Raw genomic sequence first — 25657 nt, 5'->3', positions numbered from 1 at the left:
TGTTCCCAGCTAGTGTAGCGGAGCGAGGTACGATGAATGAAAGTTCTGACGACAGCGATGGTATTGGCGTTACTGGCAACGGTGACGCTGATCAACGCCGGTTCGCGCTCTGAAAACACCAAAGGCTCGAACGTAGGAGAGATAATCTTCGAAGGCGATGGGAATATGGCGATAGGGTTGGAAATCTTGATCACCATTCCCGAAGGTGTTTCTGGCCGAATTGGCGGGCTCAAGATCCTTGTGACAAGTGACGACAGTTCCGATGTGCCGGGGGGGTTGTTAACGCTCGAAGCCGTCACGTTTGGCCCGTCAGCCATTCCAGGGGAACAAAGGCTGGTCTCCACGACCGTCCCGAACGAGCTTGCCGAGTTTTTTGTGGAAAAAGCTTCTGACATCGAATTTAGAGTCCATTCAATGTCAGCCGCTGTGGACCGGGGCGGAGTTGCGTATGAATTTCCGATCGAGAGCGTTACCATCTTCACAGGAAGGAACAACTAAATCTGGAAATGAATCTTGTCCACTTTGCTCGGCAGTTAAGCGGCGGGACTCGGACCACTGAACCAGATTTTTGCCGACGGTAACACTGTGTAAATCCGAGATTGTCAAACCACCAGTATTTGTTTTGGATCAATGTCTTGGCGATATTACATTGAGTCCTCTCCTGAACCAAACGGGAGGCAGATATCCTAATTCTGGGCGAAGTAACCGAGCACAGTTGTAGGTGGTCACGTAGTCGTTTGCCTTCCCTCACGGTTTAGCAATTTAGTAAGGTTGGCTCATGACGTACTTCTTCAACCTGCATTTCGATAGTATGCACATCACGAACTCTTCAGCCGGAATAGTGTGACGACGGGCTAGGGCTACGAAATGCTGGGCTGAAAGACAGTGCAAACACCTTTACTGCTTCAGATGTTACTCCTAATTCAGGCAACTAACCGGAGATCGAACTTTTTATGGGGGTGCCATAGGGGTATTTTACTAAATAAAAGAATACTTAAACTCATTACTTCAATCGCTTGCGACGAAGATGTGACGACGCCCCCGGACTGTGACTGCGCTTAAGTCGAAGTGAGGGATACTAAATACAATTCTGTGCGAGACAAAACCGAGACAAAAAATTAAGATCAGAACGTGTAGCCTCTTGATTTTGTTGGTCGGAGTGAGAGGATTCGAACCTCCGACCCCTGCCTCCCGAAGACAGTGCTCTACCAGGCTGAGCTACACTCCGACCGTGGCGGGCGATCTATACTTGGGCAGTCGGATGTGCAAGTGAAATTCCGAACCTGATGTAGCCAAACTTTAGTTAAAGTGCCTTTGACCGCGAAGTCCACGACAGTTTCAAAGTCACGGCAGTGCGTTGGTTTTGTACAGTTTAATTTTTGTGCCACCATGATCCACAACTGGACCGGTTGGCAGCAAGGGCAAGCGTGTCGATCGGGCGAGGGATTGGTTGCTGGTGATGATACCGACACGCCATCCAGAAAATCGCGTCATCAAGACCTTGCCCAGACTGCCATACAAAGATCGCAGGCGCTTTTCATCCCCGATCCGCGCTCCATACGGTGGGTTTACGATCACGAGCCCAGCTGCACCTTCAGGTGGTTTTATGTCGCTGATGGCGCGTTGGGCAAATTGGGTCACATCGGAAACCCCCGCCTGAGCGGCATTGGCGCTGGCGGCGTCGATGGCTCCTGAGTTTCTGTCTGATCCCTGGAAGCGAAGGGTCGTTTCAGGGGGCGGGCTGCCTTGCTTCAAAGATTGCCAGACCTGGGCGTCAAAGCCAGCCAGTTCCTCGAATGCAAAATGGCGCGAGCGTCCGGGCAGCAAACCCAGAGCGATTTCGGCTGCTTCAATTGCAAATGTACCGGAGCCACACATAGGGTCCAGCACCGGCTCGGTGCCGTTATATACGCACTCGCGCAGAAACATGGCTGCCATGGTCTCACGCATAGGGGCCTTGGCTATGGCTGGTTTGTGGCCGCGCTTGTGCAGCGGTTCACCCGAGGTGTCGATGGAAAAGGTGCACAGGTCTTTTTCGATACGTAGCAAGACCCGCAGGTTGGCGTCGGACGAAATTGATACACCGAGGGTCTCGGATATCGCATTCTCAATACGCTGTCGGGCTGCGCCTGCGTGATAGATGCGGGATTTGCGGCTTGTGGCCTCGACTTTGATCGGGATGTCAGGGCGCAGAAAATCCGACCACGGAAATTTGCGGGCCCGTTTGTCCAACTGCGCCAGATGCACCGCCGAGAAACTTCCTATGCGCACCAGTACCTTGTTGGCGCCACGTAAACACAGGTTGGCGCGCCAAACCTCGGACCAGTCCCCGCGGCAACTGACCCCTCCGGCGACCGTCTGGGCACCGGCGAATCCGTTTTGAATGGCCTCTTCACACAAAGGCGCCTCAAGGCCGGGTGTGGCCACCAAAAAGATCTCAAAACTGTCAGAGTTGTTCATCCTCGCTGCTTACACTGGAAGTAAATCGGGCGCGACACGCTTTTTTTTGTGCTATTTTGGTCGCGTCGCTGAGAGTTCAGGATAAAGTGACCTTGTTGTATTGATTTGCACGGTAACAGGTTTGCGTTCTAGGACATCCGCGCGTAAAGGGTCCGTGATTGAAGTAACGCGTGCGGATTTCGGTGGGTTTGTGACGCTTTTGCGCGCCCTCCACAGGGAGAATTCGCGCTATTTGTAGCCGGGGGAGAACGGCGATAAATAGATGGCGTATGTTAAAGAGGCTTGGAAGACCGTAGCACATGCAAACTTTCAAACTGAAAAAAGGGTTGGAGCTGCCGATTCAGGGTGCCCCTGAACAGACCATCCAGCCGGGGCCCGCGTTTACCCGTGTGGCTGCGCTGGGGTCGGATTATTTGGGTCTGAAGCCGCGTATGCTTGTACAGGAAGGCGACGAGTTGCGGCGGGGAACGCCGTTGTTTTGTCACAAGGACGCGCCAGAGGCGATGATGGTCGCGCCGCTGAGCGGCAAGGTCGTGGCAATCAACCGTGGCGCGCGCCGGGTTCTGCAAAGTGTTGTTGTTGAGGTATCTGACCCGAACGATATGGGCGTCGACTTTTCTGACGTGGGAAATGCAGACACTGCCGAGGGTGTGACCGAAAAACTATGTGCAGCCGGGCTGTGGACCGCATTCCGCACGCGGCCGTATTCCAAGATGCCGGAGCCTGGGACAAAACCCACGGCCATTTTCGTGACCGCAATGGACAGCGAACCTTTGTCTGCGGATGCTGCAGTAATCATCGCGGATGCCGGGGGCGCGTTTGCCGTAGGGCTTGGCGCAATTGCAAAGCTGACCGAGGGCACGACCTATTTGTGCCATAAGGACGGTGATAGCATTCCGGGCGCTGACGTCGCGGGTGTCGAAGCGGCCGCTTTTTCGGGCCCGCATCCGGCGGGATTGGCAGGGACGCATATCCATTTCCTAAGGCCATTGGCGGGTGACACGCAGGTCTGGACCATCGGGTATCAGGATGTGATTGCAGTTGGTCGTCTGGTTCAAACAGGTCATCTGGATCCGAATATCGTGATCGCACTGACAGGGCCGGGGGCACGCCAGCCGCGCTTGATCCGTACTGTTCTGGGCGCCTCAACCGAGGATTTGACCCGTGATGAGGTCAGTGTTGATGGTCCAGCGCGTATCATTTCGGGCTCGATCCTGTCCGGGGGCCATGCGGACGGGCCCACGGCCTATCTGGGACGGTTTGCGCGACAGATCACCATTATCCGCGAAGATCACGATCAGATTCCAATGGGCTGGATTCGTCCTATGCCCTCAAAATTCGCCGTGCAGCCTGTTTTGGGTTCGGCTTTTGCCAAGAAACTGTATGCGCTCACCTCGAACCTGAATGGCGGACGGCGTGCGATGGTGCCGACCGGGACGTTTGAGCAGCTGATGCCGCAGGACTATCTGCCGACGCAATTGTTGCGTGCGATGCTGGTGATGGACACCGATAGTGCCCAAGCGTTGGGTGCGTTGGAGCTGGACGAAGAGGATCTGGGCCTTGTTGGCTTTGCCTGTCCGGCAAAATATGAATACGGGCTGGCGCTGCGCGACTGCCTGACCAAGATTGAAAAGGAGGGCTGATCCAAATGGGTTTGCGCAGCTTCTTTGACCGGATCGAGCCGAACTTTACCAAAGGCGGCAAGTACGAGAAGTATTTCCCCATCTACGAGATGGTAGAAAGCTTCATCTACACTCCGAAAACAGTAACCTCCGTCGCGCCACATGCGCGGTCGTACATCGATATGAAGCGGATCATGACATATGTCGTGATCGCAACGATCCCATGTATCCTGTGGGGGATGTACAATACGGGTTACCAGGCGAACTCGGCCATTGCAGCGCTGGGGCCTGACGCGGCAACGGGTTGGCGGATTGCGATCCTACAAGCGGTTGGTGTCTCATTGGACCCGGGCAGCATCATTGCCAATGTGTTGCACGGAATGATGTATTTCCTGCCGATCTACATCGTCACACTGGTCGCGGGTGGTATTTTCGAGGTGATTTTTGCCACCGTGCGCGGTCACGAGGTGAACGAGGGGTTTCTTGTCACCTCGATGCTCTACACGCTGATCATGCCGGCAACTGCACCCCTGTGGCAGGTGGCGCTGGGGATTATCTTCGGCGTTGTGATTGGTAAGGAAGTCTTTGGCGGTACCGGCAAGAACTTCCTGAACCCCGCACTTGTGGGTCGGGCGTTCCTGTATTTCGCTTATCCGGCCAACATGTCCGGCGATGCGGTCTGGACACCGGTTGACGGGTTCTCGGGTGCGACGGCCTTGGCCGTGTCCGCAGCCGATGGTGTACAAGCCCTGGCAGCCGATGGGATCACTTGGTCGAGCGCTTTCTTTGGACAGATTCAGGGCAGCTTTGGCGAGACCTCGACACTGGCCTGTATGATCGGGTTGGCCTTCCTGCTAATGACGAGGATTGCGAATTTCCGCCTGATTGTGGGCTGTTTGGCCGGAACCATCGGCTTAACGCTGCTGCTGAACTTGATCGGATCTGACACCAACCCAATGTTCGCCATGCCGTGGTACTGGCACGTGGTTCTGGGTGGCTATGCTTTTGGGCTGGCGTTTATGGTGACCGAGCCGGTTTCGGCGAGCCATACCAATCTTGGGCGCTACATCTATGGTGCGCTGATTGGCGTCATGGTGGTGATGATCCGGGTCATCAACCCGGCTTTCCCAGAAGGCATGATGCTGGCAATCCTGTTCGGCAATGTTTTTGCGCCGCTGATCGACTATTTTGTTGTGCAGGCAAACATCAAACGGAGGGCGCGTCGCCATGTCTGATACGCAACCCCCTGAACCAAAGGGCGCGATTGCCAGGTTTCTGGCGGCCTCACCGGACTCAGTCGGTAAGACGATCTTTGTTGCCGTCGCGGTTTGCCTCGTCGCATCGATGGTTGTATCGGCTGCGGCTGTCAGCCTGCGCCCGGTGCAAGAAGCCAACCGGCTGAAAGATAAGCAGGTCAACGTTTTGCAAGTTGCAGGCGTTTTTGAACCGGGCATCGATGTGACCGAGGCCTTTGCCGCCTTCGAACCACATGTTCTTGAGCTGTCGACCGGCGAGTTTGTCGATGGCCAGTTTGACCCGGCCACATTTGACGATGTTGCTGCCGCAAGCGATCCTGAACTGAGCGTCGCTCTGGATGATGATCCGGCGGGTATTGGGCGCAAGGCCAAATACCGTGTGATCTACCTGCTGCGTGATGACACTGGTGCGTTGGATAAGGTGATCCTGCCGATACAAGGATATGGCCTTTGGTCAACGCTTTACGGTTTCATTGCGTTGGAGAACAACGGCAACGACATCTATGGCCTTCAGTTCTATCAGCACGGTGAAACCCCCGGCCTTGGGGCCGAGGTCGACAATCCGCGTTGGAAAGCCCTGTGGAACGGCAAAAAGCTGCGGGATGACGCAGGCGATCTGCAGATCACTGTCGCCAAGTCGCAACCCGCCGCCGGTCCCGATTTCTACATCGACGCGCTGGCCGGGGCGACGCTGACCTCGGTTGGTGTCGACAACCTTGTGAAATTCTGGATGGGTGATGCGGGCTACGGCCCCTTCCTGGCCAAATTGCAAGCAGGAGAGTTCTGATGTCCCAGACAAGAAAAGAGCTTCTGGTCGACCCGCTTGTCGACAACAACCCAATCACCTTGCAGGTGTTGGGCATCTGTTCGGCACTGGCGGTCACCTCATCGCTGCAGGTTTCGGCAGTGATGGCGCTGGCGGTGATCTTCGTGACATCCTTCTCGTCTTTCTTCATCTCCTGCCTGCGCAACCAGATCCCTGGATCGATCCGGATCATCGTGCAGATGGTGATTATCGCGTCTCTGGTGATCCTGGTGGACCAGATCCTTAAGGCCTATGCATTTGAGATTTCCAAAACCCTGTCGGTCTTTGTTGGCCTGATCATCACCAACTGTATTGTGATGGGCCGGGCCGAGGCATTTGCGATGAAGAACCCGCCAGTAGCGTCCTTCATCGACGGTGCCGGCAACGGAATGGGCTATGGGCTGATCCTGCTGCTTGTGGGTTTCATCCGCGAGCTGTTCGGGGCCGGGTCGCTGTTTGGCGTCACCATTCTTGAGACCGTGAACAACGGTGGCTGGTACGTGCCAAACGGCATGCTGCTGCTACCACCCTCGGCGTTCTTCATCATCGGGCTGATCATCTGGGCCTTCCGCACCTGGAAGCCAAACCAGGTCGAAGAACGTGAATACAAAATCCAGCAGGTAGAGGCGCACTGATGGAAGGTCTACTGTCCCTGGCCGTGAAGGCCATCTTTGTTGAAAATCTTGCGCTCAGCTTCTTTCTTGGCATGTGTACCTTCATCGCCGTGTCAAAAAAGATTTCCACCGCGCTGGGTCTGGGCATTTCGGTGATGGTTGTGCAGGCAATCACCGTCCCTGCGAACAATCTGCTGTTGAACTACCTGCTGAAACCGGGTGCGCTGTCCTGGGCTGGTTTCCCGGATGTGGATCTGACATTTCTTGGTCTGATCTCGTATATTGGTGTGATCGCGGCGATGGTTCAGATCCTCGAGATGATCCTCGATAAGTACTTCCCGCCGCTTTACAATGCACTCGGGATCTTTCTTCCACTGATCACGGTGAACTGCGCCATCTTGGGCGGCTCGCTGTTCATGGTCGAACGAGACTATAATTTTGCCGAGGCGACGACATATGGTCTGTCCTCCGGCTTTGGTTGGGCGCTGGCAATCACCGCAATGGCGGGGGTTCGGGAAAAGTTGAAATACTCAGATATTCCCGACGGTTTGCAGGGTCTGGGTATTACTTTCATCACCGCGGGATTGATGGCGATGGCTTTCATGTCCTTCTCGGGCGTCAAGCTGTAAGGAGGGGCCAATGGAAACTTTCACATTAGGCGTAACCCTTTTCACTCTGATCGTTCTGGGGTTGGTCGGCATCATCATGGCCGCACGCTCACGGCTGGTGTCGACGGGCAATGTCAACATCACCATCAATGGTGAGAAGACGGTTTCGGTTCCCGCTGGCGGCAAACTTCTGCAAACACTGGCGGCCGAGAAGCTGTTCGTTCCGTCCGCCTGTGGTGGTGGCGGTACCTGTGCGCAGTGCCGCGTGCGGATACATTCGGGTGGTGGGTCGATCCTGCCGACCGAGGAAAGCCACATCACCAAACGCGAAGCCGCCTGCGGCGACCGCCTGTCTTGTCAGGTGGCCGTCAAGCAGGACATGAACATCGAAGTTCCGGAAGAGGTCTTTGGCGTCAAAAAATGGGAATGCACGGTTCGGTCGAACGAGAATGTGGCGACCTTCATCAAGGCGTTGACGCTGGACCTGCCCGAAGGCGAAGACGTTAACTTCCGCGCGGGTGGCTATATCCAGATTGAAGCGCCTGTGCATCAGTTGAAATATACCGATTTCGACGTCGAAGAGGAATACCGCGAAGATTGGGATCGCTTCAATCTGTGGCAGTATGAGTCGGTCGTTTCTGAGCCAATTGAACGCGCGTATTCGATGGCCAATTACCCGGATGAAAAAGGCATGATCATGCTGAACGTCCGGGTGGCGTCGCCGCCTCCGGGGTCGGAAGGTATCCCGGCGGGTCAGATGTCGTCATACATCTTCAACCTCAAACCGGGTGACAAAGTTACCATCTCAGGACCGTTTGGCGAGTTCTTTGCCCGCGAAACGGAAAAGGAAATGGTATTCATCGGCGGCGGTGCTGGTATGGCACCCATGCGCAGCCATATCTTTGACCAGCTTAAGCGCCTTGAGAACCGCAATCGTAAGATTAGTTTCTGGTATGGTGCACGTTCCAAGAAAGAGATGTTCTTTGTCGAAGATTTCGACACGCTGGCCGAAGAATTTGAAAACTTCGATTGGCACGTCGCTTTGTCGGATGCCCAGCCCGAGGACGACTGGAAAGGCTACACCGGCTTTATCCACAACGTTCTGTTCGATGAATACCTTAAGAACCATCCAGCGCCTGAGGATTGCGAATACTACATGTGTGGTCCGCCGATCATGAACCAATCGGTCATCAACATGCTAGTGGACATGGGTGTGGACCGCGAAGATATCATGCTCGACGACTTCGGCGGGTAAACAAAAAAACCGGCGCATTCGGCGCCGGTTTTCTTTTTGGGGCTTTGGAGTCTGCCCCCTAGAGTCTCAGGTCGCTGGCGTTGCGCGGTAGGCAAGATTTGATGTCAAAAACCACGCTGTTTTCTTTGCCATAAGATCTAAACTGCGCCGGGTCGAGCCTTTGGTATTCCTGATGTGCCACCGCTAGAACCACGCCGTCGTAGGCTCCTTGATGAGGTTGATCTACCAAGGACAGGCCGTATTCAGCTTCGGCCGCTTTCGGATCGGCATGCGGATCATGCACATCAACCGAAACCCCGTAACTTTGTAGTTCCTTGATGATATCGATCACGCGCGTGTTGCGAAGATCGGGGCAGTTTTCCTTGAAGGTAAGGCCCATTACCAGAACCCGCGCCGCGCCAACGTTTATGCCGTTGCGTGCCATTTGTTTGACCAGTTGCGACACGACATAGCTGCCCATCCGGTCGTTCAACCGCCGCCCGGCCAGAATGATCTGAGGGTGATGCCCAACGGCCTCGGCCTTGTAAGTCAGGTAATAGGGGTCAACGCCGATGCAGTGCCCGCCGACCAGACCGGGCCGGAAAGGCAGGAAGTTCCATTTGGTGCCCGCAGCCCGCAGCACTGCGTCGGTGTCGATGTCCATGCGGCCAAAGATCATCGCCAGTTCATTGACCAGAGCGATGTTCAGGTCGCGCTGGGTGTTTTCAATGACCTTCGCGGCCTCGGCCACGCGGATGCTCTCAGCCTTGTGGGTTCCGGCGGAAATGATCTGCGCATACAGCGCGTCCACCAGATCGGCCACCTCTGGCGTCGAGCCAGAGGTCACCTTGCAGATATCTGAAATCCGGTGCGTCTTGTCGCCAGGGTTGATCCGTTCCGGGCTGTAGCCCGCAAAGAAATCCTTGTTGAACCGTAACCCAGAGACCTGTTCCAGCACCGGTACGCAATCTTCTTCGGTTGCGCCGGGATACACGGTGGATTCGTAGATCACCAGATCCCCGGGTTTCAACACACGGCCTATGGTTTCCGAGGCGCTGAGTAATGGTGTGAGGTCAGGCTGCCTGCCGGCAGTGATCGGGGTTGGGACCGTGACGATGTAAGTGTCACACTCGGCCAAATCGGTGGCTTCGGTCGAAAACGTCAAGCCCTTAGCTGCGATCAAGTCCTCTGGCTCAACCTCCAGCGTGGCGTCTTCGCCCGCGCGCAGGGCGTCGATCCGTGGCGCGTTGATGTCGAACCCCATCACAGGACCGATCTTGCCAAAGGCCACGGCCAGCGGTAGGCCAACATAACCCAGCCCTATGACTGCGATCTTTCGGGACTTGGGGTTTGTGTCCAGCATTCAGCTCTCTTTGGTCATTTGTCGTGATAGTCGCGGAACCATTCGACGAATTGCTTGATCCCGTCTTTGAAATCGGTCTGCGGGCGATAGCCGGTCAGGCTTTGCAGAAGGTTCGTATTGGCCCAGGTGGCCGGAACATCACCCATTTGCATCGGCATGTAGTTGCGGATGGCTTCCTTGCCGACCGCTTCTTCGATGGCTTCGACGAAATCCATCAGACGTACTTTGTCGCCATTGCCGATGTTGACGACGCGATAGGGCGCGACGGGAGACAGGCTGTCGCCCTCTTCAATCTCTTCGGCACTGGCAGGGCGGATTGGGGGCACATCGATCAACAATCTGATGCCGCGCACCAGATCGTCCACATTGGTGAAGTCGCGGTACATGTCGCCGTGATTGTATATGTCGATCGGGCGACCATCCAGAATCGCATCGACAAATTTATAAAGCGCCAAATCAGGGCGCCCCCAGGTGCCGTAGACGGTGAAAAACCGGAACATGGTCGTGGGCAGATCCCACAGATGAGCATAGGAATGACCCATCGCTTCATTCGCCTTCTTGGTGGCCGAGTAGATGGTCAGCTGCGTGTCGGCCTTTTCAACTTCGTTGAAAGGCATGTCTTCGTTGGCGCCGTAGACGGATGAGGTTGACGCCATCAGCAGATGGTCGACCTTATGCGTTCGGGCAACCTCCATAACGTTGAATGTGCCCACGATGTTTGAATCGATATAGCTGCGAGGTTCTTCCAGGCTGTAGCGCACACCAGCCTGCCCAGCGAGGTGAACGATGATCTCGGGCTCGAACTCATCCGCGATCTGCATCAGACGATCATGGTTTTCCAGCAAATCTTCGGTCGCCGAGAAACCCGGCGTTTGTAACAGCATTTGATGGCGTCGCTGTTTCAGAGTGACGTCGTAATAATCCGTCATTCCATCATAGCCATGCACGCGGAAGCCCTCTGACAGCAATAGTTTTGTCAGATGGAACCCGATAAAGCCGGCGGTGCCTGTAACCAATACTCGTTTCATAAAACCCTCAAACGCAAATCAAACCATATGCCCATCAGGGATACTTTCCCCAAGACAAGGTCAAGGATATTTTCCCTTCTGCCCTGCCATATCAGACGAGTGTACGCTGTGGTCAACCGGTTTGCGCAACCGGCCATTTGCCGATTGTGGCCCGGGATTGGGCCGGGTAGGGATGAACCTGCATGGTTAAGGATTGGATCAAAGGACTGTTTGGGCAAAACACGTCGCAGGGCGTGGATGCCGTCGTGTCCGAAATCGCGCCAGACGAGCGGTTTGTCGTCATTGGTGACGTCCATGGTCGGCTTGATCTGTTGCAATCCCTGTTGTCTAGGTTGGATGACGATATCCCACTGATACTTGTCGGTGATTACGTCGACCGCGGCGATTATAGCGCGCAGGTCCTACGCCAGTTGCATTACCTGAGCAAAAACTCGCATGGGCGGGTTGTCTGTCTGCTTGGCAATCACGAAGAGATGTTGTTGCGGTTTGTCGAAGATCCCAAGCGCGTTGGCGGCCTTTGGTTGCAAAACGGGGGGGTGCAGACGCTTGCCTCATTCGGGATAACCGGAATCGCCGAAGCCACGGTCGGAGATCGGGCCATTGAGGTTGCTGATCAACTGCGGCAAGCAATGGGCCAGGATTTGCTGAGTTGGCTTGCCAACCGCCCGCTGACATGGACCAGTGGAAACGTGACCGTTGTGCATGCAGCGCTGGATCCGTTGCAGCCCGTTACAAACCAACCGCGCCAGATATGCCTGTGGGGGCATTCCCTGTTTCCAGACCAGGCCCGACAAGATGGGCAGTGGGTGGTCCACGGCCATACGATTGTCAATCATGCCCGCGCGCGCAACGGGATCGTGTCCCTGGATACCGGTGCATTCGCGACCGGTCGCCTAACAGCGGCCGAGATTTTCAAAGGTGGCGTGCGCTTCACCTCAACCAGATGATGCAAATCTTAGGGTCTGCGTACGTAACCCGAAGGCCGGCATTATCCGACGATCATCTGTTTCATGCGCAGGGCTTCGTATTCCAGTTCTTTCAAACGGAAGTGCACGACGTCGCCAATGGTGATGACACCGCACAGATTGCCATCTCGCAGAACCGGCATATGACGAAAGCGGCCCTCGGTCATGGTTTTCAGCACGTCGTTCAGCAGATCGTCGGGCGTGCATGACAGAACGTCCTTTGTCATCAGGTCTTCTACGGATTGCGGCAAGGTTTGCCCGGGGGTGTCCGCCATGCGCCGCACGATGTCACGCTCGGACAGGATGCCTTGCAGGGTTCCGTTCTGATCGGTCACAACAACCGCGCCAATCCGTCTTTCTTTTAGGGTGTTTACGACCGAGTGAATCGTCTCGTTGGGGCGCACGGAAAACACGGCATCCCCTTTGCCTTCCAGTAGCTTGGACACGGTTGTCTGCGTGTGCGACAGGTTGGAATCGGTGGACTGGCTGTAAGTGCTAGCACCCGCCTTGTCGCCTCGGGTCGGGGGCCGATAAGAGCTTGGGGCCATGGGCAATCTCCTCCTGTACGTGCAATGCTTTCCGTTTTACCTTAGCGCAGCTAAATGAGCTGTATAGGGTGGAATTACCCTGATCGGCGAAATCCGCTGCTAAATAAGGAAACATAAGTCTTTGGCCGACCTGTATCTTACGCCCGCGCTGGCCGTGATGATCTTCTTTGCAGTGGTTGTGTGCGGCCACAACTTTCGGATGGCGTGGAAACAGCAACCACCCGGGTGGCAAAAGCGGGCCTGGTTGTTTGGCGTGCCGGCGGGGATCGGCCTATTGGTGCTTGGCTTCGTGCCGCTCAAGCTCTGATCGCGGTTTGACTCCGGCGGGGGGCGCTGGCATATGCCGGGCACGGATTTTCCAGGAGAACGCCCAATGCGTCTGACGCCTGTACTGGCCCTTGCAACACTTGTGTCGGGTTGCCTGTTCGACAAGGAACCCGAGGTGGTGCGCCTGTCGGGCGAAACCATGGGCACCACGTTCAATGTAACCGCAATCGGCGAAGATCTGGACGAAACCGCGCTTGCGACGGCCATCGAAGGGACGCTGGCAGAGGTCAATGCCAAGATGTCCAATTGGGATCCAAATTCCGAGGTTTCGACCTTCTCAGCCTCGAACAGTACGGACCCAATGCCAATCTCCGGGGAATTTGCCCTCGTGATGACTGCTGCCAACGAGGTGCATCAGAAAACCGATGGCACTTTCGATGTCACACTTGGACCATTGATCGAGCTTTGGGGCTTTGGCCCGCGTACACCGGAAGATCCGGTGCCCGCGGATGCCGACATTCAGGCCGCGCTGAGCAGTGTCGGTCAGGACAAGCTGCTGACGCTGGATCCAGAGGCGAAGACCCTGGCAAAATCCAACGCCAGTGTTGGGATCAACTTGTCTGCCATCGCAAAGGGCTATGGCATCGACGCTGTCGCCGAAACGCTGCGCGATGCTGGCGTCGATGACTACCTTGTTGAGATTGGTGGTGATCTTGTTGCCAAAGGTCAGAATGACAAGGGTGAAGACTGGCGGATCGGGATCGAAAAGCCCGAGGCGGGTGCGCAGAGCCTGCAACTGATTGTCTCACTGGACGACCAAGGAATGGCAAGCTCGGGCGATTACAAAAACTTCTTCGAACAGGACGGCGTGCGCTATTCGCATATTCTCGACCCGAAAACCGGGCGCCCGATCACCCATCATACGACATCGGTCACCGTTTTAGCCGACAATGCGATGATGGCCGATGCCTGGGCCACAGCAATGCTTGCCCTGGGGCAGGAAAAAGGGCTGGAACTTGCCGAACAGCATAAACTTGCTGTGTATTTCATCTCGCGGGATGTGACAGGCGGCGAAGATGCCTATATCACGGTACACAGCACCGCGTTCAAAGACGCTTTGGGAACCAACTGACAGGTAGGAACCGAGATGAGCACCTTTATTCTGGCCTTTGTTCTGTTGATGATCATCATGGTGGGCATGTCGTTGGGTGTTTTGCTGATGGGTAAGACCATCAAAGGCAGCTGTGGCGGGTTGAATGCAATCTCGGGCGCGGACAAATGCGTCGTCTGCCAAAAGGACGTCGACCCTGACAGCCCGTTGCGCGATCAGTTGCAATGCAAGCGCGCCAAGAAAATGCTGCAGCAGATGGAACGGCAGGCCTGAGATCAGTTTGCACTTCGCTCTGAGGGCGGAACTGGCTAAGTAGGTCCCTGACGCCATTCAGGGGGACGCAGAATTGACCAAAGCCAAAAACATCCTGTTCATCATGTTCGACCAGCTGCGCTGGGACTACCTGAGTTGTTACGGCCATCCTCACCTGCACACACCCAACATTGACCGTTTGGCGGCCAAAGGCGTTCGGTTCAATCGCGCCTATATCCAGTCTCCAATTTGCGGCAGCTCACGCATGTCCACCTATACCGGACGCTACGTGCATTCACATGGGGCGTCTTGGAATGGTATCCCGCTGAAAGTGGGTGAGATAACGATGGGCGATCACCTGCGTAAGGCTGGGATGGACTGCTGCCTTGTCGGCAAAACCCATATGCGCGCGGATGCCGAAGGCATGGCCCGGCTGGGTTTGGAACCGGACAGCCTGATCGGTGCGCGGGTTGCGGAATGCGGGTTCGATGTTTTTGAGCGTGACGATGGATTGCTGCCCGAGGGGCCTGATGGCTATTACGACCCGGATGGCGCGAAGGAATACAACAAGTTCCTGAAATCCAAGGGGTATGACAGCGACAACCCATGGCACGACTTTGCCAATTCGGGATTGGATGCTGACGGAAATGTTCTGTCGGGCTGGTTTCTGAAGAACTCAGCCGAGCCTGCAAATATCGCCGAAGAAGACAGTGAAACGCCTTATCTGACTGGCCGTGGCATGGAGTTTATGGAAACTCATAAGGGTCCATGGTGTTGCCACCTGAGCTTTATCAAGCCGCATTGGCCCTATGTAGTGCCAGAACCTTATGCCTCGATGTACGGGGCTGGGGACGTCTTGCCAGTGGTTCGATCTGAGGGTGAACGCCAGAACGCCCATCCGGTGCTCAAGGCCTTTATGGACACCAAAGTAGGGCAGGCATTCTCGCGGCAGGACGTGCGTGATGCGGTGATTCCGGCCTACATGGGTCTGATCAAACAGGCCGATGACCAAATGGGCCGCCTGTTTGACTGGATGGAACAAACCGGGCGGATGGACGATACGATGATCGTGCTCACCTCGGACCACGGCGATTTTCTGGGCGATCACTGGATGGGGGAAAAGACCTTTTTCCATGATGCCTCGACCAAGATGCCCCTGATCATCTATGACCCATCACCCGAGGCGGATGCGACACGCGGTACGATCAGCGATGCGCTGGTCGAATCCATCGATCTGGCACCCACCTTCGTCGATGTCGCCGGGGGCGAGGTTGCCGGGCACATCCTTGAGGGGCATTCTTTGATACCCATCTTGCAGGGGCGGGCGACTGAGACGCCTCGGGGTGTGGTGATCTGCGAATACGATTATTCGGCCTCGCCGGTTGCGGATCTGCTGAATGCCTCGGTCCGGGATGCGGTGATGTTCATGGTTGCCGACAAGAAATGGAAGTTGATCCATTGTGAAGGCGGCCATCGTCCCATCCTGTTTGATCTGGAAAATGACCCCGATGAATTGAATGATCTGGGCGATAGCGCTGATCATGCCGAGGTGATTTCAGACATGTACGATCACCTGTTTACCTGGACGCGCAGGGCGTCACAGCGCACCACACGGTCCGAGCAGCAACTGATCGAGATGCGGACTAAAAGCCGGGGCAGGGGTGTGATCGTTGGAATTTACGACGAAAACGATGCACCGTTGGAACTGACAGTCCAGTATCGCAACCGCACCGCGCGCCCTTACAAAACCTATCTGGAGGATTAACTGCGTCGGGCCTTCCACCGCACATAGCGGGCCATGCCGCGTTCCAGCAGGTTCGGGGCTTTGCTGTCGTCCAATTGCAAGGAACCGCCGCCGGCGCGGTACATTTCTGCAAACACGTCGAGCACTTTGGATTTGACCATTCCGCGCAGTGGGACATGTGCCATCATGCCATAGGTGGCGGCGCCGCCAGTCTTGGCCAATTCGGGATGCGCCCGAACTTTGGTGACGGCCTGTGCCAGATCTGCCAGATACTCCTCGGCGACATGTAGGTGTTTTGCGGTCACCATACAGTGAATGCCGTCGGGGTTTTGTACCCGGTTGATGCTCCAACCTGCCTGTTCCAGTTGATCTGCGACTGCGTAGACACTCAGCTTTGGATCGGTGGAGCCGTAGGCCAGCAAAGGGCCCTGTGGGTGGCCAAGGACGCGAAGCCCCTCAATCGCGGTGATGCCTGACTTCAGTTTCTCGACGGCCTCGGACGTGTCTTGCGCCAAGCGGCAGTATCCATCAATCCCCAGCTTTTGCATGACGGCCCAGGCGGCAGCATAGGCCCCGCCGGGGCGCGTGCCCAACAAGGCCGGTGAAGCAAAGATGCCGCCGGGCCAATCCTGACAGACAAACATCTGGTGCTTCAGCAAATCGAGATTCCGGTACAGGATCGTCGAAGCCCCTTTGGCTGCGTAGCCATATTTGTGCAGATCGGCTGAAACCGAGGTGACACCCGGCACAACGAAGTCCCAATCAGGCAGGTCAATGCCGTTGCGCTCCATGAACGGTAAGATCAGCCCTCCGACGCAGGCATCGATATGCAGCGGAATACCCCTGGATTGCGCAATTGCGCCCATGTCGGCAATTGGGTCAATTGTGCCATGCGGATACTCCGGTGCTGACCCAAGGATCATCACGGTGCCTGCGTTGATCATGCGGTGTAGTTTTGAGATATCGGTCGCATAATCCGCCGTCATTGGCAGCAGGCGCGCTTTGACCCCAAAATACTCCGCCGCCTTGAACCAGGCGACATGGGCAGTTTTCGGCAGGATCATGTTGGGCCGGGTTACCTTGCGCTGCTTGCGCGCCATGTCCCGGTACGTTTTCACCGCCATCAAGCAGCTTTCGGTACCGCCCGCGGTGACAACACCGCAGGTGTCCGGGCCGCCATGCAACAGACCTGCCATTGTCGAAATGATCTCGCTTTCCATGTGTTTCAGACTTTGGAAAGCGGCCGGGTTCAGGCCGTTGGCCGAGGAAAACGCGCTGTAGGCTTTGGCAATGAAGGCGTCATGGTCATCGTCGAGATGATAAACGAGGCTCCAAGTTCGCCCGTCGCGGTAATTCGGGTCATTTTCGGCAAAGGATTTGAGTTGGTCTAAGATTTCATCTTCGGATCGGCCTGTTTCGGGCAGTTTGAGATGATCCATGTTCTATCCTTTCCCGGCCAGCAGCAAAGCCAGCGATATGCCCAGATAGTTCCCGATGGCAAATCCCAGAATGCCGGTCGCCATCCCGGACATCAAGATTGCGGGGTTGCGCAGGCTACGCGATACCATAGGCACAAAAGCGGGTGACATGACCGCGGCCACCGACGTGATCAGGAATGTATCGCGGTCGATGCCCGCCAGACGCGCCAATACCGCGTGGAGCGTGAAGCTGCCGAATGTCGCGATCAGTACAAAGCCCAACACTGACAGGTCCAAACTGCGCAAGGTGGCCAGATCCATAGAGGCTGCAACACTGAACGAAAACACATAGAGCAGATACATGCCTATATGCGGCGCAGCTGTGTTTTGGCGCAATGTGGGCGTCAGGGATCCGAGAATGCCAAATGAAGTAAGTAGAACGACGATCATGATCTGAGGTTCAGCGAATGGCAGGGCCGGAGCCAGCGCCGACGACGCGCCAACACACAGCGCAGCACCGGCGATAGCAATCAGTCCCTGAGTGCCCCAATTACGTTTAGCCGGGGTGGCACTGTCAGGCACATCGGGTTCGCCATCTTGCGACCCAGTGAAAGGCAACAGAAAACGGCCCATGACGACAGGTGCGAGTGTCAGAACAAACAGCAGATAGCCAGCGCCAACAACAGTATCCACTGTGGCGAACAACAGATAGCGACCCTCGGGGATACCCAGCGCCAGTTTGATCGCCCCCATATTCGCCAGACCGCCAGTATACATGCCCACTGCCATGCCAGACAGCTGCTCGGTCTCTTCAGTGCCGCTCGCGCTAAACAGGAAAAACAAGACCGTCGCGATCACACCAACCGAAACGATGGCCAACCCCATGGACAGCATCGCCGATCCGGCAATGTGCCCCCATGCTCGCAAATCTACAGCGAACAACAACAGAGGTAGCGCCAATCCAAGGCTGGCCTCAATGACCGTGTCTCGGATCGGTTGAATGCTATCAGGTTGCCCCTCGGACAACCCCAGCAGCAGCCCCGCGATGTAGCACAGGACAACAGGCCCCAATCGCGCGGCAAGACCTGAGCGATTTGCCAGCCACATCAAAGCCGCTGGTGTCAGCAAATAGATCAGCGCAAAGATCAAGGCATCCGATTGCATAAATTGTGTCTCCCTTAACGCCGAGACTAGGCAGCAGTCGCGGGCATGTACAAGCCGGTCTGACGTAAGGTTCACACGGTATCCGGGCAAAACCGCGGCATTCCTGTGAGGGCGCTGACAGCGCATTCAATGTGGTTTTGATTAAATCTGCACCAATCTGAGCAAAGATGGTTCACCCCCCGGCGACCAGACGCTAGAAGATGACGCAAGAGCAGTTACCGGAGAATTTCAATGGCCGCCCCGAAACCCGTTGTCCTGTGCATTCTCGATGGCTGGGGGCTGTCTGAAGAAACCGAGGCCAATGCGCCCCTCCTTGCCAACACACCGACCTTCGACGCGATCACGGACACGTGCCCCAATGCGACACTGATCACCCACGGGCCGGATGTTGGCCTGCCCAGTGGCCAGATGGGAAACTCGGAAGTTGGACATACAAATATTGGCGCAGGCCGGATTGTCGCCATGGATCTTGGGCAGATCGATCTGGCGATCGAGGATGGGTCATTCTTTGAAAATGCATCCCTGCAAGCGTTTATCAGCAAGGTGAAAGCTGCAGGCGGCACTGCGCATCTCATGGGGTTGATCTCGGATGGCGGCGTGCATGGGCATCTGAACCACATCGTCGCGGCCGCCAAAGCGATTACTGACGCTGGCGTGCCGGTGGCTCTGCATGCGGTCACAGACGGGCGCGACGTGGCACCGAAATCGGCCTTGACCTATATAGCTGAGTTGAAAGACCGACTGCCCAAGGGCGCGCGCATCGTCACTGTGTGTGGTCGTTATTATACAATGGATCGCGACAACCGCTGGGAGCGTGTCGAGGCAACGTACCGGGCGATGACAGCATACCAGGGCGTAGCTTTTCAAGCGTTCCCGACATACGGCTTTTTTCCCGAACCTGAAGACATTGTCGATGTGGCGTATGAACTTTACGGAGATAGTGATGAGTTTATTAAACCCTCTGTAATCGAGGGTTTTCCGGGTTTCGTGGACGGTGACGGCTTCTTCTGTCTGAATTTCCGCGCGGATCGCGCGCGAGAGATTTTGCGTGCCATTGGTGAGCCGGGGTTCTCTGACTTCGACACTGGACCAAGGCCAAAGCTGTCGGCGCTTTTGGGGATGGTGGAGTATTCCGACGGTCACAACGCCTATATGGAAGCGGTTTTCCCCAAGCGCGTGCTTGTGAACACGCTGGGCGAATGGATCGCCAAACAGGGTCTGCGTCAGTTCCGGTTGGCCGAGACCGAAAAGTACCCGCACGTGACCTTCTTCCTTAATGGCGGCAAGGAAACCCCCGAAATCGGCGAAGATCGGTTCATGCCGAAATCGCCCAAAGTGGCAACGTATGATCTGCAACCCGAAATGTCTGCCGCCGAGGTCACGACGAAATTCGTTGAGGCCATCGAAGAAGGTTATGACCTGATCGTTACCAATTATGCCAACCCGGACATGGTTGGACATACCGGCGATCTGCAAGCGGCGATGAAAGCCTGCGAGGCGGTTGATCAGGGGTTGGGCGAAGTTGTGGCAGCTTTGGAGAAAGCAGGCGGTGCGATGATTGTCACGGCGGACCACGGCAATTGCGAAATGATGGTAGACCCGGAAACAGGCGGGCCTCACACGGCACATACGCTCAATCCGGTGCCGGTGGCTCTGGTTGGGGGTCCCGAAGGTGCGAAACTGCGCGGTGGTCGCCTGTCGGATCTGGCGCCGACGCTGTTGGAGTTGATGGGTCTGCCCAAACCGCCCGAGATGACTGGGGAAAGCCTGCTGTCATGAGACTTACTGCAATTGCGATATGTCTGCTTGGGGCCATTCCGGTGCAGGCGCAGACAGGTCCTTCGAAAGCAGCACTTGAGGCGGCAGAGATGCTGGAGCAAGCCTCAATCTCGCTGACTGAAGCTGACAGCGCCCGTGATCGGGTGCAGGCCCTGACCGAGACGATAAAAGCTTATGAAGCCGGACTGGCGGCGATGCGGGATGGTCTGCGCAAGGCAGCAACACGCGAGGCACAATTGACGGCCGAACTTCGCGCGCGCGAAAAAGATGTGGCCCAATTGTTGGGCGTGCTGCAAACGATCGAGACCACTGCACCGCCGGTGTTGATGTTGCACCCATCCGGACCTTTGGGCGCGGCGCGCACCGGTATGATGCTGTCCGAGGTCACACCGGGGTTGAACGCCAAGGCCGAAGCTTTGGCCAATGACCTGCAAGAGGTTCAGACTTTACGGGTTCTGCAACAGAACGCCTCGGAGACCCTGACACAGGGTCTGAGCGGCGTGCAGGACGCCCGCACACGGCTGAGCGAGGCCATCGCTGATCGTACCGATCTACCGCGCCGGTTTGTCGAAGACCCTGTGCGAACGGCTATCCTGATTTCATCGACCGAAACACTGGACGGGTTCGCAAGCGGCCTCTCTGAGATTTCGGAAGGTGAGATTGCTGAAACGGATGCCAGCATCTCGGACAGAAAGGGCGATGTGCCACTTCCGACGCAGGGTATCCTGCTACACGGTGCGGGTGAAACCGATGCGGCCGGGGTGACACGCCCTGGACTGGTGCTGGGCACACGCCCGCGTGCTTTGGTCACTTCACCCACCGCCGCCACAATCCGGTATCGCGGACCCTTGTTGGACTTGGGGAATCTGGTGATCCTCGAACCTCAGCCCGGGCTTTTGTTCGTGTTTTCCGGCCTGCAAGAGGTCTATGGCGCGCCGGGTCAGGTTATCCCCGAAGGCACCCCTGTGGGTCTGATGCCCGGTGAAACGCCCGAAATCGGCGCAATATTGTCAACAAGCAGTGATGGCACTGGAACTGACCGTTCAGAAACGCTCTATATAGAGGTAAGACAAGACAACAGCCCCGTGGACCCGGAATCGTGGTTTCGGACCGACAAGGATGGATAAACGAGTATGAAGAAATTTGTGATGGCCGGAGTGGCCGGAACCGTTGCAGGCATTATTGCAACCACTCAGATTGCAGGGCCCCTGCTGGCGCAGGAGGCTGAAAACAAGGCCAGCGTCTATCAGCAGTTGGATCTGTTCGGCGATATTTTTGAACGCATTCGCGCCCAATACGTGGAAGAGGTCGAGCCCGAGGAACTGATCGAAGCGGCTATTGATGGCATGCTGACGTCGCTGGATCCACATTCCAGCTATCTGTCGCCCGATGATGCCGAACAGATGCGCGTGCAAACCCGTGGTGAGTTCGGCGGTCTGGGTATCGAGGTGACGCAAGAGGAAGGCTTTGTCAAAGTTGTCTCTCCGATTGACGATACGCCGGCGGCCGAAGCCGGGATCGAAGCCGGGGACTTCATCACCCATGTAGATGGGGAAAGCATTCTGGGTCTGACCTTGGACAAAGCGGTCGATCTGATGCGAGGCCCGGTCGGGTCCGAGATCGCCATCACCGTTGTGCGCGAAGGCGAATCTGAGCCGTTCGACGTCACAATCATTCGCGACACGATCAAGCTGACCGCAGTTCGTGCCCGGACCGAAGGCACCAGTGTCGTCCTGCGTGTGACCACGTTTAATGACCAGACCTACCCGAACCTGCAAGAGGGCCTTCAGGAGCAGATTGAAGAGGCGGGTGGCATCGACAAGGTCAATGGGGTCGTCCTGGATCTGCGCAACAATCCCGGCGGCTTGCTGACACAGGCCATCAAGGTTTCAGATGCGTTTCTGAACGAGGGTGAAATCGTGTCGACCCGGGGCCGAGACCCGGAAGAGGGGGAGCGGTTCAACGCAACCATCGGTGATCTCGCTGAAGGAAAACCAATTGTTGTGCTGATAAACGGCGGCTCAGCCTCTGCATCCGAGATTGTCGCAGGTGCACTGCAGGATCATCGCCGCGCAATCGTGGTTGGCACGAAAAGCTTTGGTAAGGGATCGGTGCAGACCGTCATGCCGCTGCGTGGTGACGGGGCGATGCGTTTGACCACCTCGCGTTATTACACGCCATCTGGGCGCTCGATCCAGGCACTGGGCGTCAGCCCCGACATCATCGTCGAACAGCCGCGGTCAGAGCCTGAGGCCGAGGAAGAAGAAGACAATCCCTTCACCCGCTCCGAGGCTGATCTCCGTGGCAGTCTGAACAATGACAGCCTGAGCGAGGATGAGATCCGCCAGATCGAGGAAGATCGCGCCAAGGCCGAAGCGACGGCTGAGTTGCGCGAAGAGGATTATCAATTGGCCTACGCCATCGATATCCTCAAAGGGTTGTCCGCCTTCAATCCAAGCGGACCGTCCCAGTAAAGCAAAAGGGCCGCGACTAGCGCGGCCCTTTTCCCTTGATCAGGTGAGCCGCGTCAGCCTTCGATTTTGTGCAGCTTTTTCTCATCCAGCATCAGGGCGAGAAGGATCCCGATCGAAACGGAAACCGTCGAAAAGATGAATGCTGTGCTCATACCGCTTTCAAAAGCGGCGGCGAGGGCGTTCTTGACCTTCTCGATCTCATCTGGGTTCAGTTTTTGCATGACAGCCTTGGCCGAGTCCGTGCTGAGCGTTCCTCCATTAATCGCCCTTTGATCAGCCTCTGACAGGTTGATGCCCAAAGAAGCCAGACGGTCACGCAGGCTGGACAGGGACACCATGTACATGATCGCCGTGGCACATGCGACGGATACTGCCCCATAAACCAGATGGGTCATGAAGCTCAGCCCGCCCACCAGCCCGGCGCGTTCGGGTTTTACAGCGCAGACCGCTGCAGTACCTGACGGACCAACCGTCAGCGTCGCACCCAACCCGATCATCGCCATCCCCGGTAAGATCCGAAAATAGCCCAACCCGCTGGGCATCAAAACAATGCTGGCAGAACCGATTGTTGCGATCAGATAGCCCCAGAATAGTAATCTTTTGGGGCCGAAATCGTTATAAAGCGTCCCGGACAGGATCGAGCCGACTGCAAGCAGAACCGTCAACGGGGCCAGTCCCAGCGCGGATTCGAAAGTCGTCCATCCCAGTACTTTTTGCATGTATTGCGGGAAGTACATCAAAGCAACAAAGGCCGCGGAGACGTTGAACATATTGAGGCCAAGGGTGATGCGAAATTCGCGGTTCTGCATCATTTGTGGCAAAAGCAGCGGTTCTTTCACCCGTTTTTCAACTGTTGGAAACAGCAAGAACAAGATGGCGCTGACAAAAAACAGCAACAGCAAAGGTACCGAAGTCCAACCCCAATCAGCGCCGACATCTAGACCGTAGAGCAACAAAAGCACCGCAAAAGACAAAAGGCCTATACCGGCAAAATCAATGTGCTCACCGGTCTTGTGCTGGGTTTCGCGTTCCATCAGCAACAACGCTGTGGCCATCGAGATGCAGGAAAACACCACATTGGCCAGAAAGAAATAGCGCCACTCTCCTAGATTCACGACAAATCCGCTGATCATAGGGCCAAAGACGTTGCCGCTGGTGACACCTGCCAGGATCAGACCCATGACAAGCGCCCGATGTTCGGGTTTGGACACTTTGGTTGCACCAAAAGCCAACGTACACGGCCAAACGCAACCAGCGCCAATACCTTGCAACGCGCGCGCGCAAATCAGATAGTCTAGGCTTGGTGCAAAAAAGCACATGATCGACGAAAACAGAAAAACTGTCAGACCGATGATCATTATCTTGCGATGCCCGTACATATCGCCAAGACGGCCTCCGGCGACCATGGTCATGGCAAAAAACAGCGCGTAGATATTCAGGACCCATTGGGTGCTGGTGATATCTGCGTCAAAACTGTTTTCAATGGCCGGAACCAGCATCAAAGCTCCGGTAAAGTCGATCCCGATGCCAAAAGCCGTCACCATCAGTGCGATGACTTTAATGATGCTGCTGCGATCCATAGAGGCACCCGCGTTACTTCGAACGCCTCAATGGTGCATGAAAAGACGCTAAATGATAGAAAAACCTAAATCTTAGGGTCTATCGCCATCGCTGCAGATCCGGCGAAATGCACGCTTCAACATATCAAGTTCCGCGCGCAGCAACTCCACCTCTGCCCGCAGATCGTCCGCAGCGGGTGATCCGGCGATCACGGTGAAGTCTCCCAATTTATGCGTGGTTTTGGTGTCCTCGATCACAAAACTGTGCACTCCCTCAGACAGTGCAGTAATGGGCACGGGGACGCTCAGGTGCCACCCGCCTTCGGCAAGGGACAGTTCCACCCCGTCCAGCGCCGCCCCTAAATATCGAACCTCAACGTCGGGTTTGCTTGCGGCTTGGACATGTCCCTGCCAGATACCGTTTTCGAACTGGATCAGCGTCAATGTTGGATGCGTCATGTTTGAGTGTCTCACAAATCAGCGCGATAGTGGCGACAGAAGGTCAGATCGCGCAGAACGATCTGGTTCATACGCGGGTTTTTGAAGATCAGGTCCAGCCAGATCTTCTCGATCCGCCGTTCGTTCAAGGGTAGATGTGCCAGATCAAAGTCAATCGCGATTGCCGGACCAGACAGGTCCAGCTGTCGCAGCACTTGCTCAGAATTCGGCCCATGCTGGATGTTAAGGCGAGCGAAGACCTCGGTTGCCTGTTCGCTGTCGATCAGGGAATCGATGCGCATCAGGTGTTGACGCGTCAGGTCTTGGGCGGCGTCGGCCGGCAACTCAATCGACAGGGACAGGAACGAGCCTTCAAAGCTGAACACCTCCAGTGCCAGGCTGAAAGGTGCAAGATCGCTTTCATGTCTGTTTCTGATCTGTCGTGCGGAAATCTCCGAATAGGGACAGTCGTGAAACAGCGTGATCTGTCGATCAACCATTGATTTTCGCGGCGCTGATGCGACCCCGGGGCGGGCCAGGGGGCCGCGCCAAAGATCCGGGCGCCAGCTCCAGTCTGTTCCGATAGGCTTGGGAAACCGCTCGGACCCGATCTGCGGTCTGGCCAGGCGTCCCTCTGCAACATGGATTACCCGGTCCAGATGCGCGCGCAGATTGCGCGCCTGATCGCGTTGATGGCGCAAATGTGATTGCGGTGCATCCGGCGCTTGTTGCGCGGCCTTGCGCCAGCGCCCAAGAACCTTGCGATGCATATAGAGGTCCAGAATCCTGCCCATCGTCCCATCGTCCAAAGTTGTACCTCTTTAGTCAAAGACATAGTGAGGGACAAACCCGGAATACCACTATTAGCGATCAATATTCCTGATTAGTGAATCGCGGTAACATAAAGCGCGTCCCGCGTTGCAAGAAAGGCGTTGTCCATTCTTGCAA

General features: G+C 56.1%; 24 protein-coding genes and 1 tRNA gene. 15 read left to right on the top strand and 10 right to left on the bottom strand.

The genetic code is table 11. The features are described from left to right. The first annotated feature begins 36 nt into the window (after window positions 1-36). Window positions 37-498, top strand: a complete 462-nt coding sequence (locus D9K61_RS00670) for a hypothetical protein (protein ID WP_120631341.1) — start codon at window positions 37-39, stop codon at window positions 496-498. Window positions 499-1151: 653 nt separating this feature from the next. Here D9K61_RS00670 and D9K61_RS00665 read toward each other — a convergent pair. Together D9K61_RS00665 and D9K61_RS00660 are read right to left on the bottom strand one after the other, a co-directional pair. After that, window positions 1152-1228 (bottom strand) — tRNA-Pro (locus D9K61_RS00665). A 116-nt stretch (window positions 1229-1344) separates the two neighbouring features. Further along, entirely contained in the window at window positions 1345-2460 is a 1116-nt protein-coding gene (locus D9K61_RS00660; protein WP_120631340.1) for a class I SAM-dependent RNA methyltransferase, read from the bottom strand. Between the two features lie 299 nt (window positions 2461-2759). Here D9K61_RS00660 and D9K61_RS00655 point away from each other — a divergent pair, with 299 nt between their 5' ends. The 6 genes from D9K61_RS00655 to nqrF are packed head-to-tail and all read left to right on the top strand — an operon-like array spanning window position 2760 to window position 8620. Further along, window positions 2760-4103 carry a Na(+)-translocating NADH-quinone reductase subunit A gene (locus D9K61_RS00655; RefSeq protein ID WP_120631339.1) on the top strand — a complete coding sequence of 448 codons (1344 nt, stop codon included), beginning with the start codon at window positions 2760-2762 and terminating at the stop codon, window positions 4101-4103. A 5-nt stretch (window positions 4104-4108) separates the two neighbouring features. Next, on the top strand, window positions 4109-5317 hold the full coding sequence (locus tag D9K61_RS00650) for an NADH:ubiquinone reductase (Na(+)-transporting) subunit B (RefSeq protein ID WP_120631338.1): 1209 nt from the start codon (window positions 4109-4111) through the stop codon (window positions 5315-5317). After that, window positions 5310-6125, top strand: a complete 816-nt coding sequence (locus D9K61_RS00645) for a Na(+)-translocating NADH-quinone reductase subunit C (RefSeq protein WP_120631337.1) — start codon at window positions 5310-5312, stop codon at window positions 6123-6125. Before D9K61_RS00650 ends, D9K61_RS00645 begins: the two co-directional genes overlap by 8 nt. Beyond that, complete coding sequence (locus D9K61_RS00640; protein ID WP_120631336.1) at window positions 6125-6778, top strand: NADH:ubiquinone reductase (Na(+)-transporting) subunit D; 654 nt, start codon at window positions 6125-6127, stop codon at window positions 6776-6778. The genes D9K61_RS00645 and D9K61_RS00640 overlap by 1 nt, the downstream gene beginning before the upstream one ends. After that, entirely contained in the window at window positions 6778-7386 is a 609-nt protein-coding gene (nqrE, locus tag D9K61_RS00635; RefSeq protein WP_120631335.1) for an NADH:ubiquinone reductase (Na(+)-transporting) subunit E, read from the top strand. Before D9K61_RS00640 ends, nqrE begins: the two co-directional genes overlap by 1 nt. 10 nt (window positions 7387-7396) lie before the next feature. After that, window positions 7397-8620: an NADH:ubiquinone reductase (Na(+)-transporting) subunit F gene (nqrF, locus tag D9K61_RS00630; protein ID WP_120631334.1), complete on the top strand. Its 1224-nt coding sequence runs from the start codon at window positions 7397-7399 to the stop codon at window positions 8618-8620. A 58-nt stretch (window positions 8621-8678) separates the two neighbouring features. On the opposite strand, the gene tviB is transcribed toward nqrF, so the two are convergent. Further along, window positions 8679-9962 (bottom strand): Vi polysaccharide biosynthesis UDP-N-acetylglucosamine C-6 dehydrogenase TviB, encoded by a 1284-nt coding sequence (gene tviB / locus D9K61_RS00625; protein ID WP_120631333.1) that lies wholly within the window; start codon window positions 9960-9962, stop codon window positions 8679-8681. A gap of 14 nt (window positions 9963-9976) precedes the next feature. Then, window positions 9977-10990, bottom strand: coding sequence for an NAD-dependent epimerase/dehydratase family protein (locus tag D9K61_RS00620; protein ID WP_120631332.1), 1014 nt, complete (start codon window positions 10988-10990; stop codon window positions 9977-9979). Between the two features lie 182 nt (window positions 10991-11172). On the opposite strand from D9K61_RS00620, the gene D9K61_RS00615 reads away from it, so the two are divergent. Continuing rightward, window positions 11173-11937, top strand: a complete 765-nt coding sequence (locus tag D9K61_RS00615) for a metallophosphoesterase (RefSeq protein ID WP_120631331.1) — start codon at window positions 11173-11175, stop codon at window positions 11935-11937. 41 nt (window positions 11938-11978) lie between these two features. On the opposite strand, the gene D9K61_RS00610 is transcribed toward D9K61_RS00615, so the two are convergent. Continuing rightward, entirely contained in the window at window positions 11979-12503 is a 525-nt protein-coding gene (locus tag D9K61_RS00610; protein WP_120631330.1) for a CBS domain-containing protein, read from the bottom strand. A gap of 121 nt (window positions 12504-12624) precedes the next feature. Here D9K61_RS00610 and D9K61_RS26755 point away from each other — a divergent pair, with 121 nt between their 5' ends. The 4 genes from D9K61_RS26755 to D9K61_RS00595 all read left to right on the top strand — a co-directional run bounded on the left by D9K61_RS26755 (window position 12625) and on the right by D9K61_RS00595 (window position 15898). Continuing rightward, complete coding sequence (locus tag D9K61_RS26755; RefSeq protein ID WP_162946655.1) at window positions 12625-12810, top strand: hypothetical protein; 186 nt, start codon at window positions 12625-12627, stop codon at window positions 12808-12810. 66 nt (window positions 12811-12876) lie between these two features. Next, window positions 12877-13902 (top strand): FAD:protein FMN transferase, encoded by a 1026-nt coding sequence (locus tag D9K61_RS00605; protein WP_120631463.1) that lies wholly within the window; start codon window positions 12877-12879, stop codon window positions 13900-13902. A gap of 15 nt (window positions 13903-13917) precedes the next feature. After that, the gene (nqrM, locus tag D9K61_RS00600) at window positions 13918-14154 is read left to right on the top strand and encodes a (Na+)-NQR maturation NqrM (protein ID WP_120631329.1); all 237 of its coding nucleotides are present in this window, start codon (window positions 13918-13920) and stop codon (window positions 14152-14154) included. A 73-nt stretch (window positions 14155-14227) separates the two neighbouring features. After that, window positions 14228-15898, top strand: a complete 1671-nt coding sequence (locus D9K61_RS00595; RefSeq protein ID WP_120631328.1) for a sulfatase-like hydrolase/transferase — start codon at window positions 14228-14230, stop codon at window positions 15896-15898. Here the strand turns inward: D9K61_RS00595 and D9K61_RS00590 are convergent. Further along, complete coding sequence (locus tag D9K61_RS00590) at window positions 15895-17316, bottom strand: aspartate aminotransferase family protein (protein ID WP_120631327.1); 1422 nt, start codon at window positions 17314-17316, stop codon at window positions 15895-15897. The genes D9K61_RS00595 and D9K61_RS00590 overlap by 4 nt on opposite strands. 3 nt (window positions 17317-17319) lie before the next feature. Then, complete coding sequence (locus tag D9K61_RS00585; protein ID WP_162946665.1) at window positions 17320-18459, bottom strand: DUF819 family protein; 1140 nt, start codon at window positions 18457-18459, stop codon at window positions 17320-17322. Between the two features lie 231 nt (window positions 18460-18690). On the opposite strand from D9K61_RS00585, the gene gpmI reads away from it, so the two are divergent. Genes gpmI through D9K61_RS00570 form a run of 3 tightly spaced genes read left to right on the top strand, consistent with a single transcriptional unit; the run spans window position 18691 to window position 22712 of the window. Beyond that, window positions 18691-20238 carry a 2,3-bisphosphoglycerate-independent phosphoglycerate mutase gene (gpmI, locus tag D9K61_RS00580; protein WP_120631325.1) on the top strand — a complete coding sequence of 516 codons (1548 nt, stop codon included), beginning with the start codon at window positions 18691-18693 and terminating at the stop codon, window positions 20236-20238. Then, window positions 20235-21365: a murein hydrolase activator EnvC gene (locus D9K61_RS00575; protein WP_120631324.1), complete on the top strand. Its 1131-nt coding sequence runs from the start codon at window positions 20235-20237 to the stop codon at window positions 21363-21365. Before gpmI ends, D9K61_RS00575 begins: the two co-directional genes overlap by 4 nt. Before the next feature lie 6 nt (window positions 21366-21371). Then, the gene (locus tag D9K61_RS00570) at window positions 21372-22712 is read left to right on the top strand and encodes a S41 family peptidase (RefSeq protein WP_120631323.1); all 1341 of its coding nucleotides are present in this window, start codon (window positions 21372-21374) and stop codon (window positions 22710-22712) included. A 53-nt stretch (window positions 22713-22765) separates the two neighbouring features. Here D9K61_RS00570 and D9K61_RS00565 read toward each other — a convergent pair whose 3' ends face one another. The 3 genes from D9K61_RS00565 to D9K61_RS00555 all read right to left on the bottom strand — a co-directional run bounded on the left by D9K61_RS00565 (window position 22766) and on the right by D9K61_RS00555 (window position 25503). Beyond that, window positions 22766-24292, bottom strand: coding sequence for an MFS transporter (locus D9K61_RS00565; protein ID WP_120631322.1), 1527 nt, complete (start codon window positions 24290-24292; stop codon window positions 22766-22768). A 72-nt stretch (window positions 24293-24364) separates the two neighbouring features. Next, entirely contained in the window at window positions 24365-24730 is a 366-nt protein-coding gene (locus D9K61_RS00560) for a hypothetical protein (RefSeq protein ID WP_120631321.1), read from the bottom strand. 11 nt (window positions 24731-24741) lie between these two features. Continuing rightward, window positions 24742-25503: a DUF6478 family protein gene (locus D9K61_RS00555; RefSeq protein WP_120631320.1), complete on the bottom strand. Its 762-nt coding sequence runs from the start codon at window positions 25501-25503 to the stop codon at window positions 24742-24744. Window positions 25504-25657: the final 154 nt, after the last annotated feature.

The sequence above is a fragment of the Ruegeria sp. EL01 genome (assembly GCF_900313035.1).
Lineage (GTDB): Bacteria > Pseudomonadota > Alphaproteobacteria > Rhodobacterales > Rhodobacteraceae > Ruegeria.
This window is presented reverse-complemented; position numbering and strand designations above follow the sequence as displayed.